General features: G+C 45.1%; 25 protein-coding genes. 2 read left to right on the forward strand and 23 right to left on the reverse strand.

Features of this window, described 5'->3' with window-relative positions:
• Window positions 1-7: 7 nt before the first annotated feature.
• From fapR to ACZ07B_RS08180, 6 genes are all read right to left on the reverse strand, one after another.
• Window positions 8-574: a transcription factor FapR gene (gene fapR / locus ACZ07B_RS08155; RefSeq protein ID WP_003232044.1), complete on the reverse strand. Its 567-nt coding sequence runs from the start codon at window positions 572-574 to the stop codon at window positions 8-10.
• A gap of 108 nt (window positions 575-682) precedes the next feature.
• Window positions 683-2,731, reverse strand: coding sequence for an ATP-dependent DNA helicase RecG (recG, locus tag ACZ07B_RS08160; protein ID WP_464877090.1), 2,049 nt, complete (start codon window positions 2,729-2,731; stop codon window positions 683-685).
• Entirely contained in the window at window positions 2,709-3,611 is a 903-nt protein-coding gene (gene sdaAA / locus ACZ07B_RS08165; protein WP_003232049.1) for an L-serine ammonia-lyase, iron-sulfur-dependent, subunit alpha, read from the reverse strand. The genes recG and sdaAA overlap by 23 nt, the downstream gene beginning before the upstream one ends.
• Before the next feature lie 25 nt (window positions 3,612-3,636).
• Window positions 3,637-4,299 (reverse strand): L-serine ammonia-lyase, iron-sulfur-dependent subunit beta, encoded by a 663-nt coding sequence (gene sdaAB / locus ACZ07B_RS08170; RefSeq protein ID WP_072175954.1) that lies wholly within the window; start codon window positions 4,297-4,299, stop codon window positions 3,637-3,639.
• 138 nt (window positions 4,300-4,437) lie between these two features.
• On the reverse strand, window positions 4,438-6,099 hold the full coding sequence (locus ACZ07B_RS08175; RefSeq protein WP_024572633.1) for a DAK2 domain-containing protein: 1,662 nt from the start codon (window positions 6,097-6,099) through the stop codon (window positions 4,438-4,440).
• A gap of 15 nt (window positions 6,100-6,114) precedes the next feature.
• Complete coding sequence (locus tag ACZ07B_RS08180) at window positions 6,115-6,477, reverse strand: Asp23/Gls24 family envelope stress response protein (RefSeq protein WP_003232054.1); 363 nt, start codon at window positions 6,475-6,477, stop codon at window positions 6,115-6,117.
• A 276-nt stretch (window positions 6,478-6,753) separates the two neighbouring features.
• Between ACZ07B_RS08180 and rpmB the strand changes: the two genes are divergently transcribed.
• The gene (gene rpmB / locus ACZ07B_RS08185) at window positions 6,754-6,942 is read left to right on the forward strand and encodes a 50S ribosomal protein L28 (RefSeq protein WP_003221548.1); all 189 of its coding nucleotides are present in this window, start codon (window positions 6,754-6,756) and stop codon (window positions 6,940-6,942) included.
• Between the two features lie 72 nt (window positions 6,943-7,014).
• Here the strand turns inward: rpmB and spoVM are convergent, their stop codons facing one another.
• The 17 genes from spoVM to ACZ07B_RS08270 form a co-directional block, all read right to left on the reverse strand.
• Window positions 7,015-7,095, reverse strand: a complete 81-nt coding sequence (gene spoVM, locus ACZ07B_RS08190) for a stage V sporulation protein SpoVM (protein ID WP_003221545.1) — start codon at window positions 7,093-7,095, stop codon at window positions 7,015-7,017.
• Window positions 7,096-7,166: 71 nt separating this feature from the next.
• Entirely contained in the window at window positions 7,167-7,811 is a 645-nt protein-coding gene (locus ACZ07B_RS08195; protein ID WP_445214370.1) for a thiamine diphosphokinase, read from the reverse strand.
• Between the two features lie 72 nt (window positions 7,812-7,883).
• Window positions 7,884-8,537 (reverse strand): ribulose-phosphate 3-epimerase, encoded by a 654-nt coding sequence (rpe, locus tag ACZ07B_RS08200; RefSeq protein WP_003232058.1) that lies wholly within the window; start codon window positions 8,535-8,537, stop codon window positions 7,884-7,886.
• A 4-nt stretch (window positions 8,538-8,541) separates the two neighbouring features.
• The gene (gene rsgA, locus ACZ07B_RS08205) at window positions 8,542-9,438 is read right to left on the reverse strand and encodes a ribosome small subunit-dependent GTPase A (protein WP_003232060.1); all 897 of its coding nucleotides are present in this window, start codon (window positions 9,436-9,438) and stop codon (window positions 8,542-8,544) included.
• 14 nt (window positions 9,439-9,452) lie between these two features.
• On the reverse strand, window positions 9,453-11,399 hold the full coding sequence (prkC, locus tag ACZ07B_RS08210) for a serine/threonine protein kinase PrkC (protein ID WP_015252109.1): 1,947 nt from the start codon (window positions 11,397-11,399) through the stop codon (window positions 9,453-9,455).
• A complete protein-coding gene (gene prpC / locus ACZ07B_RS08215; RefSeq protein ID WP_130572339.1) occupies window positions 11,393-12,157 on the reverse strand; it encodes a protein-serine/threonine phosphatase PrpC in 765 nt (254 codons plus the stop codon). The genes prkC and prpC overlap by 7 nt, the downstream gene beginning before the upstream one ends.
• Window positions 12,158-12,163: 6 nt before the next feature.
• A complete protein-coding gene (gene rlmN, locus ACZ07B_RS08220; protein ID WP_445214371.1) occupies window positions 12,164-13,255 on the reverse strand; it encodes a dual-specificity RNA methyltransferase RlmN in 1,092 nt (363 codons plus the stop codon).
• A 3-nt stretch (window positions 13,256-13,258) separates the two neighbouring features.
• Window positions 13,259-14,602, reverse strand: coding sequence for a 16S rRNA (cytosine(967)-C(5))-methyltransferase RsmB (gene rsmB / locus ACZ07B_RS08225; RefSeq protein ID WP_464877091.1), 1,344 nt, complete (start codon window positions 14,600-14,602; stop codon window positions 13,259-13,261).
• On the reverse strand, window positions 14,589-15,542 hold the full coding sequence (gene fmt, locus ACZ07B_RS08230; RefSeq protein ID WP_464877092.1) for a methionyl-tRNA formyltransferase: 954 nt from the start codon (window positions 15,540-15,542) through the stop codon (window positions 14,589-14,591). The genes rsmB and fmt overlap by 14 nt, the downstream gene beginning before the upstream one ends.
• Before the next feature lie 4 nt (window positions 15,543-15,546).
• Window positions 15,547-16,029, reverse strand: coding sequence for a peptide deformylase (gene def, locus ACZ07B_RS08235; RefSeq protein WP_015383630.1), 483 nt, complete (start codon window positions 16,027-16,029; stop codon window positions 15,547-15,549).
• A 26-nt stretch (window positions 16,030-16,055) separates the two neighbouring features.
• A complete protein-coding gene (priA, locus tag ACZ07B_RS08240) occupies window positions 16,056-18,473 on the reverse strand; it encodes a primosomal protein N' (RefSeq protein WP_464877093.1) in 2,418 nt (805 codons plus the stop codon).
• Window positions 18,470-19,690, reverse strand: coding sequence for a bifunctional phosphopantothenoylcysteine decarboxylase/phosphopantothenate--cysteine ligase CoaBC (coaBC, locus tag ACZ07B_RS08245; RefSeq protein WP_350416081.1), 1,221 nt, complete (start codon window positions 19,688-19,690; stop codon window positions 18,470-18,472). The genes priA and coaBC overlap by 4 nt, the downstream gene beginning before the upstream one ends.
• A gap of 80 nt (window positions 19,691-19,770) precedes the next feature.
• A complete protein-coding gene (rpoZ, locus tag ACZ07B_RS08250) occupies window positions 19,771-19,974 on the reverse strand; it encodes a DNA-directed RNA polymerase subunit omega (RefSeq protein WP_003221520.1) in 204 nt (67 codons plus the stop codon).
• A 3-nt stretch (window positions 19,975-19,977) separates the two neighbouring features.
• Window positions 19,978-20,592, reverse strand: a complete 615-nt coding sequence (gmk, locus tag ACZ07B_RS08255) for a guanylate kinase (RefSeq protein WP_003232083.1) — start codon at window positions 20,590-20,592, stop codon at window positions 19,978-19,980.
• Between the two features lie 7 nt (window positions 20,593-20,599).
• Complete coding sequence (gene remA, locus ACZ07B_RS08260; RefSeq protein WP_003154355.1) at window positions 20,600-20,869, reverse strand: extracellular matrix/biofilm regulator RemA; 270 nt, start codon at window positions 20,867-20,869, stop codon at window positions 20,600-20,602.
• A 76-nt stretch (window positions 20,870-20,945) separates the two neighbouring features.
• Window positions 20,946-21,821 carry a YicC/YloC family endoribonuclease gene (locus ACZ07B_RS08265; protein WP_464877094.1) on the reverse strand — a complete coding sequence of 292 codons (876 nt, stop codon included), beginning with the start codon at window positions 21,819-21,821 and terminating at the stop codon, window positions 20,946-20,948.
• Between the two features lie 82 nt (window positions 21,822-21,903).
• Window positions 21,904-24,576, reverse strand: coding sequence for a calcium-translocating P-type ATPase, SERCA-type (locus ACZ07B_RS08270; RefSeq protein ID WP_014476772.1), 2,673 nt, complete (start codon window positions 24,574-24,576; stop codon window positions 21,904-21,906).
• A gap of 121 nt (window positions 24,577-24,697) precedes the next feature.
• On the opposite strand from ACZ07B_RS08270, the gene rqcH reads away from it, so the two are divergent.
• The gene (gene rqcH, locus ACZ07B_RS08275; RefSeq protein WP_212129458.1) at window positions 24,698-26,410 is read left to right on the forward strand and encodes an Rqc2 family fibronectin-binding protein; all 1,713 of its coding nucleotides are present in this window, start codon (window positions 24,698-24,700) and stop codon (window positions 26,408-26,410) included.
• Window positions 26,411-26,440 lie beyond the last annotated feature (30 nt).

Here is a 26,440-nt window from a genome sequence, read left to right on the forward strand (position 1 = left end):
TCCACCTTTATGAATGTTTTGAACGATACATGTCAAAGCGTCCAGAAAAAACAATTTCTTCGCCAACGTAGCTGTTCACTTCGACAACCGTTCTTCCTTTTTCTTTTTCGACAGCCGTCACTTTCGCTTTTGCTACGACACGTTCACCCTGCTTTACCTGTCTTGTAAAGCGGATGTCTGCACTTGCAGTCAGCGCCAGCTCGTCATCAATGACTGCAACGGCCAAAGAATTCGCCTGTGCAAATAAATGGTGTCCTCTCGCAATCTGATTCCGGCTGAACACGTGCTCCTGTTTTATTTCTAAAATGGATATCGCCTGATCATCCAGCTCAAGGTCAATAATTTCTCCGATAACTTCATCAAGTGACAGGGACTTCACTTCGTCCTCAAGTGTTTTCTCTGCCACGTTCTTAATTCTTTCTCTCAGTTCAGGTATGGAAAGCTCTAAGCGGTCCAAACGTATCGTCTGGATGCTCACCCCGAATTTACCCGCTAATTCTTCATCTGTAATAAAGGGGGTTGCTTGAATCGTCTGCTGAAGTAATTCCTGGCGTTCTCTCTTATTTCTTCTCATATCTAAACACCATCCGGACAATTAAGACTAGGTACTAATAGTAGTATATAATTTCATAGATTGGAATGCAACGATTGTTTCTGGCTGAACACCAAAAACTTCTGATACTCAGCTTAATTTTTCCCCGTCCATTACTCCGCTCTTCAGCAATTCATCTCTTAACACAGCGTATTCCGGCTCCTTCCAGAACGCGTCAGAAGCCACAAGATTCGCAGCATCCTGCCTTGCCGTTTCAAGCGCTCTGTAATCATGAACCATGTCCGCCACTTTAAATTCCGGCATTCCGCTTTGTTTTTTCCCGAAGAAATCACCGGGACCTCTCAGTTCCAGATCCTTTTCAGACAGCTCGAAACCGTCATTGGTCTCCGACATGATCCTCATCCGTTCTTTCCCTGTTTCTGATTTTGGATCAGCCATCAGAATACAGAAAGATTGATGCTCACCCCGTCCAACACGGCCGCGCAGCTGGTGAAGCTGTGATAGTCCGAAACGGTCGGCGTCATAAATCACCATAATTGTTGCATTCGGAACATTCACGCCAACCTCCACAACAGTGGTTGATACGAGAATTTGACAGTGATTTGCGCTGAATTCTCTCATGACCTGGTCTTTTTCATCGGAATGCAGCTTCCCATGCATAAGGCCGACATTCCATTTTCCCCGAAAAATATCAGAAAGCATATTGTACACGTCAATGGCGTTTTGCACATCAAGCTTGTCTGATTCTTCAATCAGCGGACAGATGATATAAGCCTGCCTGCCTTGCTTTAATTCTTTTTCGACAAATGCCAAAATACGATCCAGCATGTCATGTTTTACCCAATAGGTTTCAATTCTCTTTCGTCCAGCCGGCATCTCATCGATGACAGATACATCCATTTCTCCGAACACTGTGATCGCTAATGTTCTTGGGATTGGAGTGGCTGTCATAAAGAGAACATCGGGATCCTGCCCTTTGTTCCGAAGCTTTTTGCGCTGCTCAACTCCAAATCTGTGCTGTTCATCAGTAATAACGAGACTCAGCGCCTTAAACTCCACCTCGTCTTGGATTAAAGCGTGGGTTCCTACAAGAATATCAATCTCACCCGCCGCAAGACGCTCAAGCAGTTCTTTTCGCCGCTTCCCTTTAACAGAGCTTGTCAAAAGAGCAACGTTGACGTCCCATTTTTCAAATAGCGAAACGAGCGAATCAGCATGCTGCTCGGCCAGAATTTCTGTCGGCACCATGAGCGCTCCTTGGTATCCGGATAGGATCGCGGCATACAGTGCAATGGCGGCGACTGCCGTTTTTCCTGATCCAACGTCCCCTTGAAGAAGACGGTTCATTCTGTATGGAGAAGACATGTCTGCTGTTATTTCGCGAAGAACGCGTGACTGGGCGTTTGTGAGGGTAAACGGGAGGCTTTTGATAAATCTCATAAGTTCTTCATTTGAAAAACGCTGCCGTATCCCTTGTGTCTGCTCTCTTTCCGCCTTTCGGAACGCCTGCATTTTCAACTGAAACAACAAAAATTCTTCATAAACAAACCGCCGTCTGGCAAGCTTTAATGCTTCCCTTGTTTCAGGCTGGTGCATTGCTTTTAACGCTTGATAATAGTCAGGCAGTTTATAGCTTTTTCTTAGCTTTTCCGGAAGAGGATCAGGAAGTGAGTCTGCATATTGGGTCAGCGCCTGCTGAATAAAGCGCCTCATCATTTTGACGGTAACATTTTCTTTCACAGAATACACTGGTTCAATGCTTTTGTCTTCTTGATGCGGCCCGTTTTTCAACTCCTGAACAGAGATGGTTTGGCGGTGCTTGTCCCATTTACCTGAAACCGTCACCACAGAGCCGAGCGAAAGCTTCTTCTTCAAATAAGGCCGGTTAAAACATACGGCTGTGATTAAATAGTGGCCGACCAGAAGCCTGAATGTCAGCCTGTTTCGTTTTTTTCCGTAATAGGTAAGAGAAGGCTCTGAATGAACCTTCCCTTCGACTGTGACTCTTTCATCATGCTTTACTTCTTCTAAATCCCTCAGCTCGTAGTCATCATAGCGATAAGGGAAATAATTCAGAAGATCAGAAATGTCATAAATACCGAGTTCGTGTAATGTTTTTTCTGTTTCCGGCCCAATACCCTTAATGTTAGCTATACTAGTTTGCTGATGTTGTTTCACGTGAACCTAGCGCTCCTCCGAAAATTTTTTTCTCTAATTCTCTTCCTGTCGGTGTTGCCGCTAAACCGCCTTGGCCTGTTTCTCTAAGTGCAGTTGGCATCGTTTGGCCTATTTTATACATGGCATCGATAACCTCATCACATGGAATACGGCTTGTAATGCCCGCCAATGCCATATCAGCGGCAATCATCGCATTTGACGCGCCCATCGCATTCCGTTTCACGCAAGGCACCTCAACAAGCCCGGCAACAGGGTCGCACACGAGGCCTAGCATATTTTTTAATGTAATGGCCATGGCCTCCGCGCTTTGTTCGGGTGTTCCTCCTGCCATTTCAACAATGGCCGCAGCCGCCATGCCTGAAGCTGATCCAACCTCTGCCTGACATCCTCCGGCGGCGCCGGAAATGCTTGCGTTATTAGCCACGACAAATCCGAAAGCCCCGGCTGTAAACAAAAAGCGGATCATTTGTTCTCTTGTTGGATTCAGCTTTTCTTTTACAGCAAATAACGTACCGGGCACCACACCGGCAGAACCTGCAGTCGGTGTCGCACAGATGGTTCCCATTGCTGCATTTACTTCATTTGTTGCAACGGCTTTCGATACAGCATCTAAAATCAGCGGGCCAGACAGGCTTTTTCCTGATCGAATATAGGCCTGCAATTTAACGGCATCTCCACCTGTTAAGCCCGTTTGGCTCGTAACTCCCTCGAGTCCTTTCTGAACCGCCGCTTCCATAACAGACAGGTTATGATCCATCTGCTGAAAAATGTCCTCTTTTGTTTTTTCTGTTACTTCCATCTCTTGAGCTATCATCACATCAGAGATCAATATTTGTTTTTCTTTAGTAATCTCAATTAATTCTTTTACATTACGAAACATAACTGGCTCCTCCTGACCCTTTTCGCTAGTCAGCAATCTTTGTCACTTGAATAATATTCGGCAGCTTCGACAGCTCGTCGAGAATGTGGTCGTCAATATTTTGATCGACCTCTATTGTCATCAGCGCAAGCTGTCCGATATCTTTCCGGGCTACTTCCATATGTCCTACGTTGATTGAAAATTTCGCCAGAACATTGGCAACACCGGCAATTGTGCCAAATTTGTCATTATGAACAACTAATATGGCCGGATGATTTCCTGACAGCCGGAGCTCAAAACCATTCAATTCTGTGATTTCAATCTTTCCTCCGCCAATCGAAATACCCGTCAGTTCAAGCTCACCCTTTTCATCAGAAATGGTGATTTTTGCTGTGTTCGGATGGACCGGGACTGCGTCTTCTACCCGAAACTCTATATCAATTCCTTTAGTTTCTGCAATTTGTATAGCGGTTTTAATCCGTTCATCGAATGTATCAAAATCAAGCAATCCGCCGATAATCGCAACATCTGTGCCGTGGCCCTTATACGTTTCCGCAAACGAGCCGTAAAAAGATACAATGATGCGCTCAGGCTCTCTGCCAAATAAACTTCTGGCCACTCTCCCGATTCTGGCAGCTCCCGCTGTATGAGAGCTGGACGGACCGATCATAACCGGGCCGATAATATCAAAAACGCTTCTGTATTTCATGCTATTCCTCCTTATGAACCAGAGCTTATTAGCGCTTTGCTTCTAGACTAATTGATCAGATATAAAATGGCAAGCGGGCGCGTTACAGCGCTGCCGCACTTAAAAGCAGACATAAGAATAGAAGGGCAAATTGCCCTTCTATTCTGCAGAAACTATATACGAATACAGAGGCTGTTTCCCATTGTGGATCTCAACCTCAATCTCCTCGTACTTTTCACTGAGAAACGCTTCAAGCTGCTCAGCTTCTTCCTGAGACGCATCCTCACCATATAGAATGGTCACGATTTCATCATCTTCTCCGATCATTTCTGACAGCAGCATTTTCGCGGCTGACAGCTGATTTTCAGAAGTGCCGATAATCGTTCCATTCAGAATGCCCATAAAGTCGCCTTTTTTAATATCTTTACCGTCAATATGAGTATCTCTGACTGAGAACGTCACCTGTCCGCTTTTTACTTGCTGAATGGCGCTTAGCATATTGGCCTCGTTCGCTTCAGCTGCTTGATCCGGGTTAAAAGCCAGCAGGGCTGACATCCCTTGCGGAACCGTTTTAGCAGGAATGACAAAAACCTGTTCATCCACTACGCTGGCCGCTTGGTTAGCAGCCATGATAATGTTGGAGTTGTTAGGCAGGATAAATACCGTATCTGCATTTACAGACTTCACGGCATCAACAATATCCTCAGTGCTTGGGTTCATGGTCTGGCCGCCTTCGATCACAACAGAAGCGCCAATGCTTTTGAATAGGTCTGAAATTCCTTCTCCCATCGCCACAGTCACAATGCCATACGGCTGTTTTGCCGGCGGTGTTTCGTTGTCTGCAGGTTTGCTTTCTTGACTGATGATAGAGGTATGCTGTTCTCTCATATTTTCTATTTTTATTTTGATCAATTCACCGTAATGCTGGGCGTAGTTTAACACGTTTCCCGGCTCTTCAGCATGAATATGAACCTTCGCCAGCGATTCATCCGCAATCACAAGCAGAGAATCTCCGAACTGGCTGAGGTCTTGCCTGAACGTACCTTCGTCGAACTCTCTTTTTGTCTGATCAAGCCTAACCATCACTTCGGTACAGAATCCAAATTCAATATCTTCGGTATTCATCATGCTTTGCGCGCTCTTGTGATGCTCTGCGCTGACCATGTCGTCAAGTGACGGAAGAACTGCTTTCTGAGGTACAGTTTCACCTTTTAATGAAGCAAGGAAACCTTCATACACACAGAGCAGGCCTTTGCCCCCGCTATCGACAACTCCTACTTCCTTTAGGACAGGTAGCAATTCAGGGGTGCGGTTTAAAGACGCCTCTGCTTCTTCTGTCACTGCAATCATCAGCGCAGTGATATCGGTTTCTTTTTCTGCTAAGATCATCGCTTTTTTTGCAGCGTCTTTTGCAACTGTTAAAATGGTGCCCTCTACAGGTTTCATGACAGCTTTATACGCCATGTCTACACCTGCTTGCAGCGCAGCGGCAAACTCAAGTGCATTAATTTCTTTTTTCGTTTCAATGCTTTTGCTAAATCCGCGGAACAATTGGGATAGGATAACTCCTGAATTTCCGCGTGCTCCCATGAGCAGCCCTTTAGATAACGCGGAGCCCACCTTCCCGATATCATCCGTATCCATTTGTTCAACTTCTCTTGCTCCGGAAGTCATCGACAGGTTCATATTTGTTCCCGTATCACCGTCCGGCACCGGAAACACGTTCAGTGCATCAACTGCACTGGCGTTTTGAGACAGATTCTGCGCTCCCGCAAGAATCATCTCGGCAAAGGTTCTGCCGTCTAATGTTCTGATAGACAATCCTACTCCTCCTAACTACGGGTTCGTCACTCGTACGCCTTGGACATAAATATTGACAGAGTCCACTGCCAGTCCGATGGTTTGATTTACTGTGTACTTTACTTTTGTTTGGACATTATGTGCCACTTCAGAAATTTTCGTGCCGTAGCTGACAATGATATACATGTCGATATGTATCTGTTCTCCTTCTTGGCGAACTTGGACACCCCTGCTGAAATTCTCTTTCCGAAGGATTTCAGTCAGTCCGTCTTTAATCTGGTTTTTAGAGGCCATGCCGACAATGCCGTAACAGTCAACCGCCGCGCCTCCTGCAACCATCGCGATGACTTCATTAGATATATCAATCTGTCCGTACTTCGTTCTTAATTCAATGGACACACTAGTTCCTCCTTCGAATGCATAGAGTTACAGCTATTCTACTATATGGTTTCCATTATGAAAAGACCAGGCAATAATCGCTGGCCGTACCTCTACATATACTATAGCGCTGCTGTTTCCGCAAGATGTCAAGTGAATTTTCTTGAAAGATGATGAAACAATAGTTGCAAACGTTTTTTAGCTGTGGTAAATTATTTAAAGTATCCATATCGAAAGCATCTAAGATTATATGAATGTTAAAAAGTAGATGTTTTGTGCAAGTGAGGAGGGAAACAAATGGCACGTAAATGCGTTATCACAGGTAAAAAAACAACAGCTGGGAATAACCGTTCTCACGCAATGAACGCTTCTAAGCGCACTTGGGGCGCGAATCTTCAAAAGGTTCGTATCCTTGTGAACGGAAAACCTAAAAAAGTATATGTATCTGCTCGAGCTTTGAAATCCGGTAAAGTTGAGCGTGTATAACAAAATGAACGCCTGCCCCGATATGTGGCAGGCGTTTTTATGTGGTGAAAGAGGGCTTTGAACCCCTGGGCATTAATCTTTTCTAAATGAGCCCAGCATCGCCCGGACAATTCCTCCTAAAAACTTCGGCAATTTAATGGTGTAAAATTTCATTTTTGTCCCCTCCTATAACGTCCCGTAACCGCCTTGTTCATTGTTTTCAGCAATTGAATGAAAGCACATGCTTAATCCGTGCTTCTTATCATTATTAATATGCCTTTTGCAAACGAAAAAGTACCTCGTGAATGAATGAGTTCGTTACTAATACATAGTGTTGAACCGAGCGTAATATGACAATTATTTAGAGGATATTTAAAACTGGTCAGGGTCAGCTCATGTATGTCTTCGGAAAACGGTATGAAGGAGATATATCGCTTATTTTCATCCTTCTCAATATCATATTCACCAGGAGGGAACATTTGAATATGATTTTGTTTGTCTATCAGCCTAATTTTTATGTTCGTTTTTACACCTCTATACAGAAGCTGAATGTTTCCTAAAAAATGATCAGCTCTGCCGCCTGTAATGCCGAAAATCTGAATAATATCCGGCTGCTTTTCCAGCGCCCAATCAAGGGCGAGGTCTAAATCTGTTTGATCTTTTTCTGCTTGATACACATGAAGGGCGGGAGCGGCTTTTTCTATTCGCCGGCGTTCTTGCTCTGTTATGCTGTCAAAATCTCCGAAGGCTTCAACAGGAATGATCCCGGCATCTAAGAGAGTGACGGTGCCTTTGTCAACACCGATCCAAAGCGTGTGTTCATCCGTATAGCCGGTTAGATCGGGAATGAGATTTTTCGGGCCTCCCGCAACGATATTAATTGTTTTCATCTCTGATTCCTTTCTCTGCATACAGGAAAAAGAGCTTAGGCTATTGTATGCCCAGCTCTTTTCTAAAGCTGCTTATTTACTTCCTCTGATTTCAGAAATTGCTTTTTTGCGGTCAGACTGGCCATAAACAGCTGAACCGGCAACGAGTAAATTTGCGCCCGCTTCAATGACGAGCGGAGCGGTTTCTTTGTTGACGCCGCCGTCTACTTCAATTAACAGGTCTTTTTTTCCTTTTTCATCCGCCATTCGCTTAACCTCTTTTATTTTAGGAAGGACTGAATGAATAAATTTCTGCCCGCCGAAGCCCGGGTTCACCGTCATTAAAAGAACAAGATCAAGATCGTCGAAAACGTGCTCGATGACTTGAACAGGAGTATGCGGGTTTAGAACTACTCCGGCCTTCACTCCTTGCTCTTTAATGAGCTGGATGGTACGGTGCAGGTGCGGACATGCCTCAGCATGCACAGACAGGATATCTGCGCCTGCTTTCGCAAAAGCCGGGATATAACGATCCGGCTCTTCTATCATTAAATGGACATCAAGCGGCAGATCCGTTACCGGCCGGACCGCTTCTACAATCAGCGGACCGATTGTGATATTCGGGACAAAATGGCCGTCCATAACATCAATATGAATACAATCGGCTCCGCCTTTTTCTACATCTTTAATCTCATTGCCTAAAGCGGCAAAATCAGCGGAAAGAATAGATGGTGCAACCTTTATCATTATGCTAATACCTCGGCTTTCTGTCTTTAATCTCCGTCATAAATTCAACATAATGGTCATAGCGATACTGCTTTAATTCCCCGTCTTCAACAGCTTGTTTCACCGCACATTTCGGCTCTTTCAGATGTAAACAGCCTCTAAATTTGCATGAAGAGCTTTTTTCTCTGATATCAGGGAAGGTATAGCCCAGCTCTTCTTCCTCAATGTCTGTAAATTCAAGCGAGCTGAATCCCGGTGTATCTGCAACCAAACCTCCGGACGTGTGAATCAGCTCCACGTGGCGGGTTGTGTGTTTCCCGCGGCCCAAATGCTCGGAAATCTCGTTTGTTCTTAATCCGAGCTCCGGACTGATCGCGTTGAGAAGCGAGGATTTCCCAACACCGGACTGACCGGCAAATACCGTTGTTTTATCCTGAAAATGCGGGATGATGTCCGCTAAACTATCTTGGTCCTTAGAGGAGGTAAGGTATACGTCATAACCAATATTCCGATAGTCTTCTGCATAGGCTTGTATCGTATCTTCTGTATCTTGATCTTCAATCAGATCCATTTTAGTAATGCATATAATCGGCTGAATATCATTGGCCTCAACGAGAACCAGGAAGCGGTCGAGCAATGCCGTGCTGAAAGAAGGCTGAACCGCTGAGAAAACAAGGACCGCTTGATCAACGTTGCAAATTGGCGGCCTGATAAGCTCGTTGGTTCTTTCTTTAATTTCCATTAGATACCCTTCTTTGTCATTTTCAGCTTGATACACAACGTAATCACCGACAAGAGGGGTAATTTTGTTTTTTCTGAAAATGCCTCTTCCTCTGCATTGTATTACTTTATCTGAATCCTCTGATTCATCCAGTACATAGTAAAAGCCGCTTAGCGCCTTAATAATTTTGCCCTCAGGCATATTTTCCCTCCTTGTTATTCATCTTTCGGATACTCAATGGTTTTGTAGCTGACAACTTTATTGTTTACCATTACTTGATAGTACCCTTTTTGGCCGGGTTCAATCTTTAGTTCGATCGTTCGTTCAGTCGGCTCTTTTATCTTAAATTCTTCGTAAGTGTCAGAGATGCTGTGATCCGCATCGTCAACCGCGATTTGCACTTGAAGCTCGTCCCCTTCATTTTCTGGTTCGTAGGGGATCTTGACCTTTTCTTTCACTGTTTTCGCAGGTTTTTTCTCTGGTCCGAGAGAGAACGTCACTTCAACTTCGTTTCCCGGCTTTACTGCCGTACCTGCTGCTGGTTTTTGTTTGACAACCTGTCCTTCTGGAACATCATCTGAGTATGCTTCTTTTTCTACAAGCTTCAATCCGTTGTCTTCCAGATATCCAGACGCTGCTTCTTTACTGTAGGTTTTCAAGTCTCTAAGCGTAATGTCTTCGGGTCCGATACTGACTGTAAGTTTGACTTGATCTTCACTCGGGACAAGCTCAGTCCCTGCTGAAGGATTTTGGTCAATGACAGTGCCCGCGTTTTTCTCGTCATTCACTTCATTTACCGTTACATGTTTAAACCCTTGGTCCTTCAACGCTTTTTTTGCCTGGTCGACCGTTTGGCCTGTCACATCACCGATCTCCGTTTTTGCTTTTCCGGTGCTCTTATAAAGGGTGACCGTGGCGCCTTCTTTGACTGTGGTATCCGCTTTAGGATCCGTTTTTACCATCAGGCCCTCTTCAATTTTTTCATCTGAGATTTCCAACACCTCGGAATCAACCTGTAAACCTTCTTTTTCCAAGAGCCCTGCGGCTTTTTCGTATTCCATTCCGGAGACATCAGGTATTTTGACATCCTTAGGCATGAAAAGCGACGGAAAAACAGTGACAGCAAGAATTCCAGCTGTGATAAAAACGAGGCATATCGTGAGCAAAACCCACGGCCACTTTTTTCTTTTGCCGTTCTTCTTTGTTTTGTTTTCTTGTGCGGTTGTCACTTCAGCTTCTTTTTCGCCAGCAGCTTTAGCGAGTTCTTCATCTTTAATGATAGGTATCGCTTTTGTCATTTCTTCATCTTCTTGAATCGTAAATCTCTTTTCATTGAGTCTGTCGGCATCAAAAGCTGTTTTTATGTCTGCTTCCATGTCTTCAGCCGTTTCGTAGCGATGAAAAGGATCTTTGGCAGTTGCCTTGAGTATGATGTTTTCAACGCTTTGGGGGACCGATGGATTCCACCTTTTTGCCGAAGGAGTTTCCGCTTGAAGATGCTTCAAGGCGATGCTGACTGCTGACTCTCCATCAAACGGAATACGGCCGGTTAAAAGCTCAAATAGAACGATTCCAAGCGCATAAATATCCGATTTCTTTGTGGCTAAGCCGCCCCGGGCCTGTTCAGGTGATAAGTAATGGACCGAGCCCAGAACTGAATTGGTATGGGTGATTGTGGTCGAACTTAGTGCCGTCGCAATTCCAAAATCCGTTACTTTGATATTTCCCATATGATCAATCAAAATGTTATGCGGCTTGATGTCTCTGTGAACAATCTGGTTTTGATGGGCATGAGCGATGGCTGAGACAATTTGCTCCATGATGTTCAGCGCTTCTTTAGGGTGAAGCGGCCCATTTGCTGTTATGTATTCTTTAAGCGTCATGCCTTCAACGTATTCCATGACAATATAATAAATATCATCTTCCTCGCCCAAATCATAAATGCTGACAATATTCGGGTGATCGAGGCTTGATGCGGATTGGGCTTCTCTGCGGAAACGTCTGATAAATTCATTGTCATTTGCATAGTCAAACCGCAGGATTTTAATTGCGACTTCACGGTCTAGAATGATATCCTCAGCTAAATACACGTTGGCCATTCCCCCGCCGCCTATAACGCGGAGAATTTGGTAACGCCCGCTGATCCGCTTGCCGATTAGCACTGATCTTCACCCTCTTCAACTTGTAAAGCAAGCTCAAGCAAAACTGCTGTGATGTTGTCTTCTCCGCCATTCTGATTGGCTTTGTCCACAAGCAGGTTTACTTTTTCCTGAGGAGCTGAATCGCTTTGCAGGATGTCTTTTAACTCAGTGCCTTCCACTTTATTCGTCAGTCCGTCAGAACATAGAAGCAGTTTGTCTCCGGGTTCTATATCAAAAGAACGGGTGTCAATACTGACTGACTGGTCTGTTCCAAGCGCCTTCGTCAACACATTTTTTCGCGGATGATGTTCAGCGTCTTCTCTGGAAATCTCTCCAGTGCGAACCAGTTCATTTACAAGCGAATGGTCTTCTGTCACTTGAACGAAATCATCGTCCTGAAGCAAATAGCATCTGCTGTCTCCGATATGGGCAACAGAAACCGTTTTCCCCGTAAAAAGCGCACATACAATCGTCGTCCCCATGCCTTGGCATTCTTCGTGGGCTTGAGCGTGGTCGTATATTTTGCTGTTTACCGAAAGAATCTGTTCAATGAGCCATTTTTCACAATCCGAGGGCGCAGTTGGAATCGTCTCTGCTTCATTCCATTTCTCCCCCATGGCTTTCACAGCCATCTTGCTCGCAACATCTCCAGCAAGATGGCCGCCCATGCCATCAGCGACAACCGCTAATATAAATTCATCTTTCCCCTTGAATATCCCCGCATCATCTTCATTATGCTGGCGGATTTTTCCTGTATCTGTTTTTAAGGCTGTTAACAACCCTCATCACCTCGTCTCGTCTTGACGCTCCTTCGCGCGAAGCTGACCGCAGGCTGCGTCAATGTCATGTCCTTGCTCTCTTCGGATTGTGACATTTACTCCGCGGGATTTCAGCGTTTTTTCAAAAGCAAAAATCTGATCACGCGGTGTGCGCACATAGTCCCGTTCAGGCACGTAGTTTACCGGAATCAAGTTCACGTGGCATTTGACTCCTTCCAGCAAGTCGGCAAGCTCTTCGGCGTGTTCCACCTGGTCGTTTACGCCTCCGAACAGCCCGTATTCAAAGCTGATACGGCGTCCTGTTTTATTAATATAATATTTAACGGCTTCCATTAGATCAGGCAGTTTATATGCTCTGTTAATCGGCATCAAACGGCTTCTGATTTCTGTGTTCGGCGCGTGCAGAGAAATTGCAAAGTTAATCTGCATTTGCTGATCAGCAAATTCGTAAATTTTCGGGATGATTCCACTCGTAGAGACCGTAATATGGCGAGCACCGATATTCAGGCCCTTGTCATGGTTAATGATTTTCAAGAAAGCGAGCATTTCGTTAAAGTTATCAAAAGGTTCGCCGATTCCCATGATCACGACAGAGCTGACGCGTTCATCCGTTTCATCAAGAGCTTTTTGCACTTTAACTACTTGAGCGACAATTTCCCCCGCTTCAAGGTTTCGTTTTAAGCCTCCAAGCGTTGACGCGCAAAATGTGCAGCCAATACGGCAGCCGACTTGTGTCGTTACACATACAGAATTGCCATACTCGTGTCTCATTAAAACGGTTTCGATGGTATAACCGTCATGAAGCTCAAACAAAAATTTCATCGTACCGTCTTGTGAGGTTTGTTTAACAGCCGTTTTCAGCGTTGTTAACACAAAGTGAGTGTTTAATTTCTCACGCAGACCCTTTGAGAGGTTTGTCATTTCTTCAAAAGAAGATACGCGTTTTTCATATAGCCATTCAAAGATCTGAGCCGCACGGAACGGTTTCTCTCCGTTGTCTGTCAGCCATTGTTTAATTTCATCTAATTCAAAAGAATAAATAGACGGACGCTCTGTCCGCAATTCTTTTCTTACTTTTGTTTTATTAAGTTCTGCCATTGCTTATCCCTTCTTTCTCATGCTGCAAATAAAGAAACCATCTGTTCCGAAATAATGAGGAAGGATTTGAAGCCTTCCATCCCGAACAAAGGGTCTCACCTTTTCAGGCAGCCGCTTTTCAAGAGACAAATCGGGTTCAAAATCAGGATGTTCTTGTATAAACGCATGTATTACTTCATCATTTTCTGTCCGGTCCATTGTACACGTACTGTAGACAAGAGTGCCACCTTTTTTTACTAATGGTGCGATTTCCCTCAAGATCGACAGCTGGATTTCAGCTAGACGAGCGCTGTCGTCAGGCTTTTTCGTGTATTTCATGTCCGGCTTTCTTCTGATAACACCGAAACCTGAGCACGGGGCATCGACCAATATTCGGTCAAACTGTTCGTTTTCAAACGTTTCCCCTGCTTTTCTTGCATCCATTGTTTCCGCATGAATGATTGTCAGGCCAAGCCGATCTGCCGCTTCTTTGATTAGCTTCACTTTATGTTTGTGAAGATCAAGCGACGTAACGCTCCCCTTGTTCTTCATTAATTCTGCGATATGAGCCGACTTTCCGCCAGGCGCCGCACACGCGTCAAGCACTGTTTCATCAGGCTTAGGGTCAAGGGCGCGGGCGACGAGCATGGAGCTCTCATCCTGGATGGAAACTTCGCCGTTTTGGAAGAAATGAGTTCCGGCAATTGTTCCCTTTAAGAGCTTCACAGCATCTTCAGCGAGGTCGCCTTTTTCAACTTCGATTCCCTCAGCAGCCATTTGGTCAAGCAACTCAGCTCTGTCTGCTTTCATTTCATTGACACGCAGCGTCTGCTTCGGCGGAATGAGATGGATGCGGCAAATCTTTTCCGCAGCTTCAAATCCATACGAATCCGCCCACTCTTTCACAAGCCATTCCGGATGGCTTGTTTCTGTCGCCAGCCGGCGTACAGGATCTTCGATCGCGTCAAAGGATGGAACACCTTCGCGCTGAATAGAACGGAGCACTCCGTTGACAAATGAAGCAATGCCTTTGTGTCCGCGGATTTTAGCAATCTCAACCGCTTCATGGATGGCTGCCCTGTCTGGAATCTTTTCTAAATACTCCATTTGATATAGGGATAGGCGAAGCAACTGAATCACCCACGCCTTTACCTTTTGAGGCTTATTGATAAACGGTTTAAGCATATAATCAAGCGCGATCTTATTTTGTAATGTACCATAGACAAGTTCAGTCAAAAGCCCTCTGTCCTGATCACTCAGTTCATTTGATTTAATGACCGATTTCAGCAGCAGGTTGCTGTATGCCTGGTTTTGTTCTAATTTGATCAGCGCCTCAAGAGCGATGTCACGAACACTAGTTTTTTTCATTGTTTACTCCTAACACATCACCGGCTTCAACATGAGCGCCTCGCACAAAGTCTTCGCCTTTCATTCGTTTTTTGCCGGCCGGCTGGAGTTCGGTTAATAACAGAGCCGTATCATTACCTGTGGCAACGATAATTCCTTCCTTTTCAACTGCAACGACTGTGCCGGGCTCAGCTGTTGTTGGTGCCGCTATTTTTTTCGACGCCCATATTTTCAAGTTTTGTCCGTTTAGAGTCGTATAAGCAACAGGCCATGGATTTAAGCCGCGGATCTGGTTGTAAAGCTCTTCGCCCGTTCTGGACCAGTCGAGCAACTCTTGCTCTCTTTTGATATTAGGCGCGTATGTCGCTTTCTCTTCATCCTGCTTTTCAGGTGAAATGCTGCCGGCAATAACGTTTGGAACCGTTTCAGACAATAGCTTCGCGCCAGCAACGCTTAATTTATCGTGCAGTGTTCCGACATTGTCGGTTTCTTCAATGTCCACTTCCACTTTTGAGATCATATCGCCCGCATCCAATTTTTCTACCATATACATAATGGTAACCCCGGTTTTCTTCTTTCCCTGCAGAATGGAATAATGGATCGGAGCACCGCCGCGCAGTTCCGGCAAAAGGGATGCGTGAACGTTAATGCAGCCGTATTTTGGACTGTCGAGAAGCTCTTTAGGCAAAATTTGTCCGAATGCCGCCGTTACAATCAGGTCAGGCTTTAATGCCAGCACTTTCTCAATTTCTTCTGTCAATCTGACTTTTTCCGGCTGAAGAACCGGGATGCCGTGACGCAATGCCTCTTCCTTGACCGGAGGAGGTGTCATGACTTTTTTTCTGCCCTTCGGACGGTCCGGCTGTGTGACGACCCCCACTACTTCATATCCGTCCTCAATCAGGGTTCTTAAAACAGGAACTGAAAAATCCGGCGTTCCCATAAATACGATTCTCGTCATCAAATCATCCTTCCATATCCGCTAGTTCATCTTCTGTATAGTATTTACTTATTTTAGATGTAAACAACACACCGTCTAAGTGGTCCATTTCATGCTGCACGGCTCTTGCTAAAAAGCCTCGCGCTTCCAGAATGAACGGTTTTCCCTGACGGTTAAACGCACGCACTTTGACATAATCGGCACGTGTGACATCACCATAGACGCCAGGAAAGCTCAAGCATCCTTCAATTCCGGTTTGCTCGCCGCTTTTTTCTAAAATTTCAGGATTAACGAGATCAATTCTCCCTCTGTCATCCCCGATATCTACAACGGCCGCTCTTTTTAAAATGCCGATTTGCGGCGCTGCCAGTCCGACACCATCCATTTCAAGCATGGTGTCGTACATATCATCAAGCAGTTTTTTTAGCTTTTTATCAAAAACAGTCACGGTTTCCGCAGGTGTTTCCAAAACCTCCGCAGGATGTGTGACGACCTTTTTTACTGCCAATTTGTTACCCTCCAAGACGTGAGATCTTACATCATCATATAAGGATTCATATCAATTGAAATCATTACATGTTTTTGTTCAATTTCGCGTTTATAATGTTCCAGTATCTTCTTCAATAAAGCGGATAACTGGGTTTCCTGTTTGTATTTTATCACGCATTGATAGCGATATCTATCTTTGATCCTGGCTATCGGCGACGCGCTTGGTCCGAGAATTTTCGTGTCAGCTCCGCAGTTTGCTTTCAAAAAATGAGCGATTTTTTCAGCTGTAACCGCTGCTTTCGCCACTTCCTCATGAGAAACAGTCACAAGAGCCAAATAGTAGTATGGCGGATAGGATTGCTCTCTCCTGTGCGCCATTTCATGCTGATAGAACGTTTCATAATCGTGTGTTTTCGTCAGCTGGATACTGTAATGAGACGGTGTATACGTTTGAATGATGACATGGCCGGGCTTTTCATGCCTGCCTGCCCGGCCGCTGACTTGCGTTAACAGCTGAAATGTTTTTTCAGCCGATCTGAAATCAGGAATATGAAGTGTTGTATCAGCACTTAACACTCCGACAAGCGTGACATTCGGAAAATCAAGCCCTTTCGCGATCATTTGCGTTCCGAGAAGAATATCCGCTTTTCCTTCTCCGAAAGCTGACAGTAATTTTTCATGGGCGCCTTTCCGTGATGTCGTGTCAACATCCATCCGAATCACTCTCGCACTTGGCAGCACTTTTGTCAGCTCTTCCTCCACTCGCTGTGTTCCCGTTCCGAAAAAGCGGATATGCTCGCTTGCGCATTCAGGACAAGTGTGCGGAACAGGCTCTTCATGTCCGCAATAATGGCATTTCAGCCTTTGGCCGTAACGATGATACGTCATGGAAATGTCGCAGTGCGGGCATTGCGGGACATAGCCGCAATCCCTGCACATCACAAAGGAAGAATAGCCCCTCTTATTTAAAAACAGCACCGCCTGCTCACCCTTTGCAATCGTTTCTTCAAGCTTTTCCATCAATTCAACCGAAAACATCGAGCGATTGCCGTTTCTAAGCTCCTCTCTCATATCGACAAGCGAAACCTCGGGCATCACCCGATGGTTAACACGGTGCTTCAGTGAAAGAAGCTCGTATACGCCCTTTTGCGCTCTTGCATATGATTCTAATGTCGGCGTAGCACTCCCTAATACAATCGGGCAGCTGTGATGCTCAGCCCGCTTGATTGCCACCTCTTTCGCATGATAGCGCGGCATTTCTTCCTGTTTATAGGAAGACTCGTGTTCTTCATCGATGATTATCATTCCGAGATTTTCAAACGGAGCAAAAATGGCGGATCTGGCACCGACGACAAGCCGTACTTCCTTCCGGTGGATTTTACGCCACTCGTCATATTTTTCTCCTGTGGATAAACCGCTGTGCATGACTGCCACCTGGGAGCCGAAGCGGCCCTTGAAGCGGTTGACCATTTGCGGCGTCAGCGATATTTCGGGTACGAGGACGATGGCTTCTTTTCCTTTCGCCAGTACTTTTTCAATTGATTGCAGATAAATTTCCGTTTTTCCGCTTCCTGTCACGCCGTGAAGGAGGAACACTTTATGCTCATCGCTGTCCAATGTCTCGCGTATGGGCTCGAAGGCAGCCCTCTGTTCGTCTGTCAGCGGCAGAGGCTCTGTTTTTTTGAACATTTTGTCCTGATAGGGATCTCTGTAAACCTCTTCATAGCTTTCCTTCAAAAGCCCTTTTTGGATAAGAGTTTTGATGGTTGCAGAGCTCGTGTCCGTTTTTTTGCACAATTCCGCCGCAGGAATTTTCACACCTTCCGGCTCAGAGATGAGAAAGTGAAGAATCGCCTGCTGTTTTGCTGCTTGGCGGGACAATCCCTCAGCCTGCTTAGCTAGCTCTTCTTTACTCGCATTTGCCTGAATATGCCTGACCATTTTTTTATTGGTTTTTTGCGCGACTTTATACGTCACGTCAATGTCCCCTTTTTGAACATGCCTTTGAATCAGTTTCAGCGTATCATGATCGGGTATATCTGAATACAGCAGCGTCTTTGTTTCAGAAAACAGCCGTTCCACTTGCGGCGGAAGATCGGCGCCGTGTGCAATTTTTAATTCTTTTTCATATTTCGCCTTTAAGGCGGCAGGCAGCATTGCTTGAAGCGCCGTTATTTTAAAAGACAGCGTTTTGTCTGACAGCCATGATGACAGATCCATAAGCTCCTCTGTCAGAACAGGTGTAAGATCTAATAAATCCTCTACTTCCTTGACAGATTTTCCCGATAGGTCAGATGCTTCTTTGACTGCTGTCACAAACCCTTGAATCTTACGGGGGCCAAACGGAACAATGACCCGCATCCCCGTTTTGATCATGCCCTTAAGATGGTCTGGGATTTTATAATCAAAAGGCCTGTCTATATTTTTGGTGCTGACATCAACAATGACTTCTGCAAAATTCATGAGCGCTCTCCGGTTTGTTTTGAGAGGGTTGCGATCTCCTGAAGGATTTCAAAAGAAACATCGAGCTTAGACATGATCGGAAGTTCGCGTTTATGCCCGTCTTTGAAAAAGATTGTTACGATATTCGTATCAGCACCAAAACCGGCCCCATTTGCTTTCACATCATTTGCTACAATCAAATCAAGGTTTTTAGCGGCGAGCTTTTTACGTGCATAGTGTTCAATGTCTTGTGTTTCGGCGGCAAATCCAACCAAAATCTGCTCTTTCTTTTTCTCGCCCAATTCTTTCAAAATATCGACTGTTCTTTTCAGTTCTAAGGTCATGCCGCCGTCTTGTTTTTTCATTTTATGGTCAAATACTGTTTTCGGCGTAAAATCGGCTACCGCAGCTGTTTTAATGACTATATCGCTTGCGTCATACACAGAGAGCACAGCTTCGCGCATATCCGCAGCCGATTGAACAGGGATAAACTCAGCAAGGCCTTTAGGCTGATCAAGTGAAACAGGCCCAGAAATTAAGGTTACCCGTGCGCCGAGCTGAACAGCAGCCTCCGCTAATGCGTAGCCCATTTTGCCCGTCGATTTATTGGTAAAAAACCGGACAGGATCAACCGCTTCCCGCGTTGGGCCGGCTGTAATGATCACATGCTTGCCTTCTAAAGGAGCGGATGTTTCTTCAGCAAAATGTTTTTCGGCCAGCTTTACAATGTTTTCCGGCTCTTCCAATCTGCCTTTTCCTACATAACCGCATGCTAAATAGCCCTCACTTGGCTCAATAAAACGATAACCGTCCTGATAAAGAACAGAAATGTTTCGTTTGACTGCCGGGTGGTCATACATATGAACGTTCATTGCCGGCGCGATCCAAACGGGAGCCGTTGCTGCCAACAATGTTGTCGTCAGCATATCATCAGCGATGCCGTTTGCCAGTTTTCCAATCACATTAGCCGTAGCCGGCGCTACGATAATCAAGTCGGCCCAGTCTGCGGCATCAATATGAGAAATAACGCTTGGATTTTGTTCTTTAAATGTATCTGTATAGACTTCGTGGCGGCTCAATGCCTGAAATGTCAGCGGTGAAACGAATCGGCAAGCGGATTCAGTCATAATCACTTTGACATTTGCTCCTGCCTGAACCAGCTTGCTCGTTAACGCACAGGCTTTATAAACAGCGATGCCTCCGCTCACGCAAAGTAACACATTTCGATTGTTTAGCAATGAATTCTCCCCCTCTGCACTTTACAAAACCGCACGGAAAAAAATAACAACCTACATGATATAGGTTGCTACTTGTGCTACTATTCGCGGTCTTCCTTTTCAAACGAAAGCAGGCCTGCATCAATTTCTTCTAAAGCTTTGCCTACATATTTGTGTGAAATCGTATGTTCAATCATTTGGTCTTTTTTGATTTGCATTTCACGGGCGCGTCTCGCAGAAACAGTCACGAGCGTATATTTTGAATCTAATTTATTCATTAAAGAATCAATTGACGGATCTAACATTGATTATTCAACCTCCAGCATTTTCTTATATCTTGGTGCAACGCGTTCACGCTTCAAATGTTCAGCAAGAACGATTGCTTTGATTTTATCGCAAGCCGTTTCGACATTATCGTTTTCAACGACATAGTCATAAGCATCCATCATTTCGATCTCAGCTTTTGCGGCTTTCATTCGATTTTCAATCAGAGCGTCTGTTTCTGTGCCTCGTGTCACGATTCTGTTTTTCAGTTCAGAAAGGCTTGGAGGCGCAAGGAAAATAAACAGGCCTTCCGGGAAAGCATTTCTCACTTGAAGAGCCCCTTGAACTTCAATTTCTAAAAAGACGTCTTTTCCATCTTGAAGCGTCTGTTCAACATAATCGACTGGCGTGCCGTAATAATTGCCGACATACTCTGCCCATTCAAGCAGCTTGTTGTCCGCAATCATTTGCTCGAATTCGTCTCTTGTTTTGAAAAAATAATCGACTCCGTTCACTTCGCCCTCTCTTGGACTTCTTGTGGTTACTGAAATCGAATATTCAAATTTTGTGTCTTCCTGCGAAAAGATCGCTTGTCGAACCGTTCCTTTACCAACTCCTGAGGGACCTGAGAGAACGATTAATAACCCTCTTTCTTTCATGCGGCAATTACCCCTGCCCTTCATCCATAATTTCTTCTTTAACAGAAAGTCTGTGTGCAACTGTCTCAGGCTGGACGGCAGATAAGATAATGTGATCACTATCCATGACGACAACTGCACGGGTTCTTCGTCCGTATGTAGCGTCAATTAGCATTCCGCGGTCTCTTGCATCCTGAATCATCCGTTTGATTGGCGCAGACTCCGGGCTGACAATCGAAATCATCCGATTGGCGGAGATGATATTGCCAAATCCGATATTAATCAGTTTAATCGTCATCTTCTACGTTCCCCCTGTAAAATAGACGTCTCTAGTTTAGCCTAGTAAGACCGTCTGTAAACAATACGCACAGTCACTATTCTATATTTTGCACTTGTTCTTTTATTTTTTCAATAGAACTTTTCATTTCAACGACAAGCTTTGTGATCTGATGATCATTTGCTTTTGAGCCGATCGTATTTACTTCCCGATTGAGCTCCTGAACAAGAAAGTCGAGTTTGCGCCCGACAGCTCCGCCACTAGCTAATATATCACGAAACTGGGCGAAGTGGCTCTTCAGTCTTGTAATCTCTTCAGTGATATCAGAGCGGTCTGCAAAAATAGCGCATTCTGTTACAAGCCGGCTCTCGTCTAATACGTCTTCAGTCCATTCTTTGATTCTGGCGTACAGCCGTTCCCGGTAACGAGATACGACATCTGCAGCCAGCAATTCAGTTTCTCTCACCAGCTCTTCAAGCTGATCAATATGCATCAGGCAGTCTTTCGCTAAGAGCAGCCCCTCTTTTTCACGCATTTCACAGAGACCTTTTACCGCTTCTTCCGCAGCATCGATGATCAACGCCTCCAGCTTGTCATTTTGCGTCTGTTCTTCATGAACCTGGACGACATGATCAAGCTTAAAGAAATCCATTACATCGGGCTCTGCAGACAATTGATACCGCTTCTTCATATCTCTCGCGGCTGCGACAAACTCATCGAGCAGCGGCCAATCAATTTCAAGCCTTTTCTCAACAAGCATATCGCTGTCAACGGATACGAAAAGCTCAATTCTTCCGCGCTGAATATGCTGCAGAATGGTCTGTTTCAGCTTATCTTCAAAATATAGCAAAGGCCTTGGCAAACGAGCGTTCACTTCTTTAAATCTGTAGTTCACAGATTTAAGTTCAACGCTTACAGAGAGATCGTCTTGTGTTTTGCTTGCACTGCCGAAGCCTGTCATACTTCGTATCATTTTAAAACACCCAATTCTTCCCTGTTCTCATAATAAAAGGGCAATAGACACGCTATTACCCCTAAGATTATATCATATGAATTTATTTTTTTCTTGTTAAAAGTGACCCCGCCAGCAAAAAAGTAGGGATGGCGGACATACCGATGACGAGCATCCAGTCCCCCGGCGTGATGGCTACAGTATGGAAAATCGGCTGAAGCGGCGGATAGTAGATTACTACAAGCATCAGCAAAATGGATGACAATACCGCGCCGATTAAATACAGGTTTTGAAACGGATTTCTAGAGAAAACAGAAGTTTCGCTGCGGCAGTCAAACACGTGAATAAGCTGAGCGAGCACCAATGTGGCAAACGCGATCGTCTGGGCATAAGCCAAGTTTTCCGGATTGCGGTGGTACACAATGATAAACGCTAAAATAGTGGCAACTCCGATTAAAAATCCTCTGGAAACGACCTTCCATCCTAGCTTGCGGGCAAATACCCCTTCTTTCGGATGACGGGGCTTGCGCTTCATGACGTCTCCTTCCGGCTGATCCATGCCGAGCGCCATTGCCGGCAATCCGTCCGTCACCAAGTTGACCCACAAAATCTGAATCGGAACCAGCGGTAAAGGAAGGGCAAGCAGCATCGCAAACAGCATGACAAGGATTTCTCCGACGTTAGACGCCAACAGGTATCTGATAAACTTCCTGATATTTTCGTAGATGTTCCTGCCTTCTTTTATCGCTGATTTAATCGTCGCAAAATTATCATCTACGAGAACAAGAGATGATGCTTCTTTGGCCACATCTGTCCCGGTAATACCCATAGAGACGCCGATATCAGCTTGTTTAATGGCAGGAGCATCATTGACGCCGTCTCCCGTCATCGCCACAATATGCCCGTTCTCCTGATAGGCTTTTACGATTTTTAGTTTATGTTCAGGGGAAACGCGGGCAAATACATATACATCCTCCACCACATGAGAAAGCTCTTCTTGAGAAAGTTCATTCAGCATCTTGCCGTCCATGATTTTGCCGCTTTTCGGAAGGAGGCGCAAGTCTTTCGCTATCGCTTTAGCGGTTTCTACATGATCACCTGTTATCATAACGGTCTTAATTCCTGCTTCACGGCATTCTTTTATCGCCTGTCTGACTTCCGGCCGCGGGGGATCAATGATACCTGAAAGGCCAAGCATGGTCAGATCTTTTTCCGCCTGTTCCATTGACGGTGTTTCGCCTGCTTTTATTGGCCTGTAGGCGACCGCTATCGTTCTGAGCGCCTGTGATGCCAAATGTCTTAATACCGCCTCTGTTTCTGCTTTTCTTTCATTTGAAAAAAGAGCCGCTGAGCCGTCATAATAAATACGGGAAGATCGCTGCATCAGTACATCCGGTGCACCTTTTGTAATGATATAACGCTTTCTGTCTTGATCCTCTACGATGACAGTCATCATTTTCCGTGCAGAATCAAACGGAAATTCTTCGATCACCCGGTAGTTTGATTCAACAAACTCCTTTGAAAAACCGCCTTTTCTTGCCGCGGTGAGCAGCGCTCCCTCTGTCGGATCTCCGTCAAGCACATATTCGCCGTCTCTTTTCTCAATATTGGAGTTGTTACAAAGCGCTCCGAACAGAAGCATCTGCTGAAGCGGCTTATGTTCATTGACACTGATCTCTTTTTCGTTTAGTGTGAAGCTTCCTTTCGGTTCATAGCCGGCCCCTGCCACTCTCCATGTTTTCCCTCCGGACCAGACATGCGTCACTGTCATTTTGTTTTGGGTCATTGTCCCTGTTTTATCTGAGCAAATGATAGACGCACACCCAAGCGTTTCAACAGCAGGAAGCTTTCTAACAATGGATTTTTGTTTAATCATCCTCTGTACACCAAGCGAAAGCGCCACTGTCACAATCGCCGGCAGCCCCTCCGGAATAGCGGCTACCGCTAACGAGACACCTGCTAAAAACATACTGTATAGATCATGACCCTGAATAACACCGACAGCAACGACAAGTACGGTCAGAAGCAATGCAACAACAATCAAAATCTTCCCGAGCTGCTCCAGTCTTCTTTGCAGCGGGGTTGACAATGTCCCTGCCGATTCAAGCATGTCGGCAATTTTCCCCATAGCCGTATTCATTCCTGTCCCGACGACAACCCCGACACCGCTGCCGCGGGTCACAATCGTTCCCATAAATGCCATATTGGTAATATCGCCAAGTGAAACATCAGGTTTTTTCAATTTATCAGCATGCTTCACAACCGGGATTGATTCCCCGGTCAGCGCTGATTCTTCTATTTCAAGGCTTCTCGCTTCAACAATTCGAACGTCTGCGCCAATTCTGTCCCCGCTCGTAAATTTCACAATATCCCCCGGCACAAGTTCCTTAGAAGGAATCTTTGTCCAGCTTCCTTCCCTGAGTGCCATGACATGCGGTGTTGAAAGCTCTTTTAAAGCCTGAAGAGATTGCTCAGCACGCCTTTCTTGAAAGAAACCGAGTATGCCATTCACAAACACAATCGCAATAATCGCAACCGCATCTACATATTCACCAAGAAATCCTGAGATTAACGTTGCCGCCAGAAGCACAAGCACCATAAAATCTTTGAACTGCGCGAAAAACAAGAGAAGCGCTGAAGTTTTTTTCCCTTCTTGCAGCTCGTTTGGTCCATGCTTGTCAAGACGTTTTTTTACCTCTTTTTCAGTTAATCCTTGTTTCATGGACGTATTGGTTGCCTCTAGTAAATCTGTTTGTCCCATTTCATGAAACTTCATTCCGCTCGTCCACTCCCCTGCTCTCTTATAGAGATATCACTCTATAAGCATGCTTATTCTGACTCGTCCCATTTCATGCTATAATTATCGAATGCAGGAAGAATGAGAGGGTGTATTGCATATGTCGTTTGATGGCATGTTTACATACGGAATGACACACGAACTTAACGAGAAAATAATGGGCGGACGAATTACAAAAGTCCATCAGCCATATAAGCACGATGTGATTTTCCACATCCGTGCCAAGGGAAAAAACCAAAAACTATTATTATCGGCACATCCGAGCTATTCACGGGTGCATATCACGGCACAAGCTTATGAAAATCCAAGCGAACCGCCAATGTTTTGCATGTTGCTGAGAAAGCATATCGAAGGCGGATTCATTGAGAAAATTGAACAAGCGGACTTAGACCGCATTATGATTTTTCATATCAAAAGCCGAAACGAAATTGGCGATGAAACCGTACGAAAGCTTTATGTAGAAATTATGGGCCGCCACAGCAATATCATTTTGACTGACGCAGCAGAAAATGTGATTATCGACGGACTTAAGCATTTATCACCGTCAATGAACAGCTACCGTACAGTACTGCCCGGCCAAGATTATAAGCTTCCGCCTGCTCAGGACAAAATATCGCCTCTTGAGGTGTCAGAAGATGATATTTTGCGTCACCTCAGCTTTCAAGAAGGAAGGCTTGATAAACAAATTGTCGACCACTTTTCAGGCGTGTCTCCGCTTTTCGCCAAAGAAGCAGTTCACAGAGCAGGCCTTGCCAACAAAGTCACACTGCCAAAAGCGTTGCTGGCACTGTTTGCCGAAGTGAAAGAGCACCGTTTCATTCCCAACATTACGACTGTAAACGGAAAGGAATATTTTTATCTGCTGGAGCTGACTCATCTAAAGGGCGAAGCGCGCCGTTTTGATTCATTAAGCGAACTGCTCGACCGTTTTTATTTCGGAAAAGCTGAACGAGACCGGGTCAAACAGCAGGCTCAGGATCTTGAGCGTTTTGTTGTGAACGAACGGAAGAAGAATGCCAACAAAATTAAAAAATTAGAGAAAACCTTGGAGTATTCGGAAAACGCGAAGGAATTTCAGCTTTACGGGGAGCTTTTAACCGCTAATTTATATATGCTGAAAAAAGGTGATAAACAGGCTGAGGTCATCAATTATTATGATGAAGAAAGCCCGACAATCACGATTCCTTTAAACCCGAACAAAACGCCTTCTGAAAACGCACAGGCCTATTTCACGAAGTATCAGAAAGCGAAAAATTCGGTCGCAGTTGTCGAGGAGCAAATCAGGCTGGCACAGGAAGAGATCGAATATTTTGATCAGCTGATTCAGCAGCTTTCGTCCGCTTCTCCCCGGGATATCAGCGAAATCAGGGAAGAGCTTGTAGAGGGCAAATATTTACGCCCTAAGCAGCAAAAAGGCCAGAAAAAGCAAAAACCGCACAATCCGGTGTTAGAAACATATGAATCCACCTCAGGGCTGACAATTTTAGTGGGTAAGAACAATCGTCAAAATGAATATTTAACGACAAGAGTGGCGGCCAGAGACGATATCTGGCTTCACACGAAGGACATTCCAGGCTCCCACGTTGTGATCAGAAGCAGCGAACCGGATGAGCAAACAATCATGGAAGCCGCGACAATTGCAGCTTATTTTTCAAAAGCTAAAGATTCAAGTTCAGTGCCTGTAGATTATACAAAAATCAGACATGTCAAAAAACCAAACGGCGCGAAACCCGGTTTCGTCACCTATGACAGCCAGCATACCGTCTTTGTCACGCCTGATGCTGATACTGTCATCAAGCTCAAAAAAAGCTGAGCCGCATAAAGAAAAGCCAGAGCATTTGTA

It is taken from the genome of Bacillus sp. 9.4, from assembly GCF_055486415.1.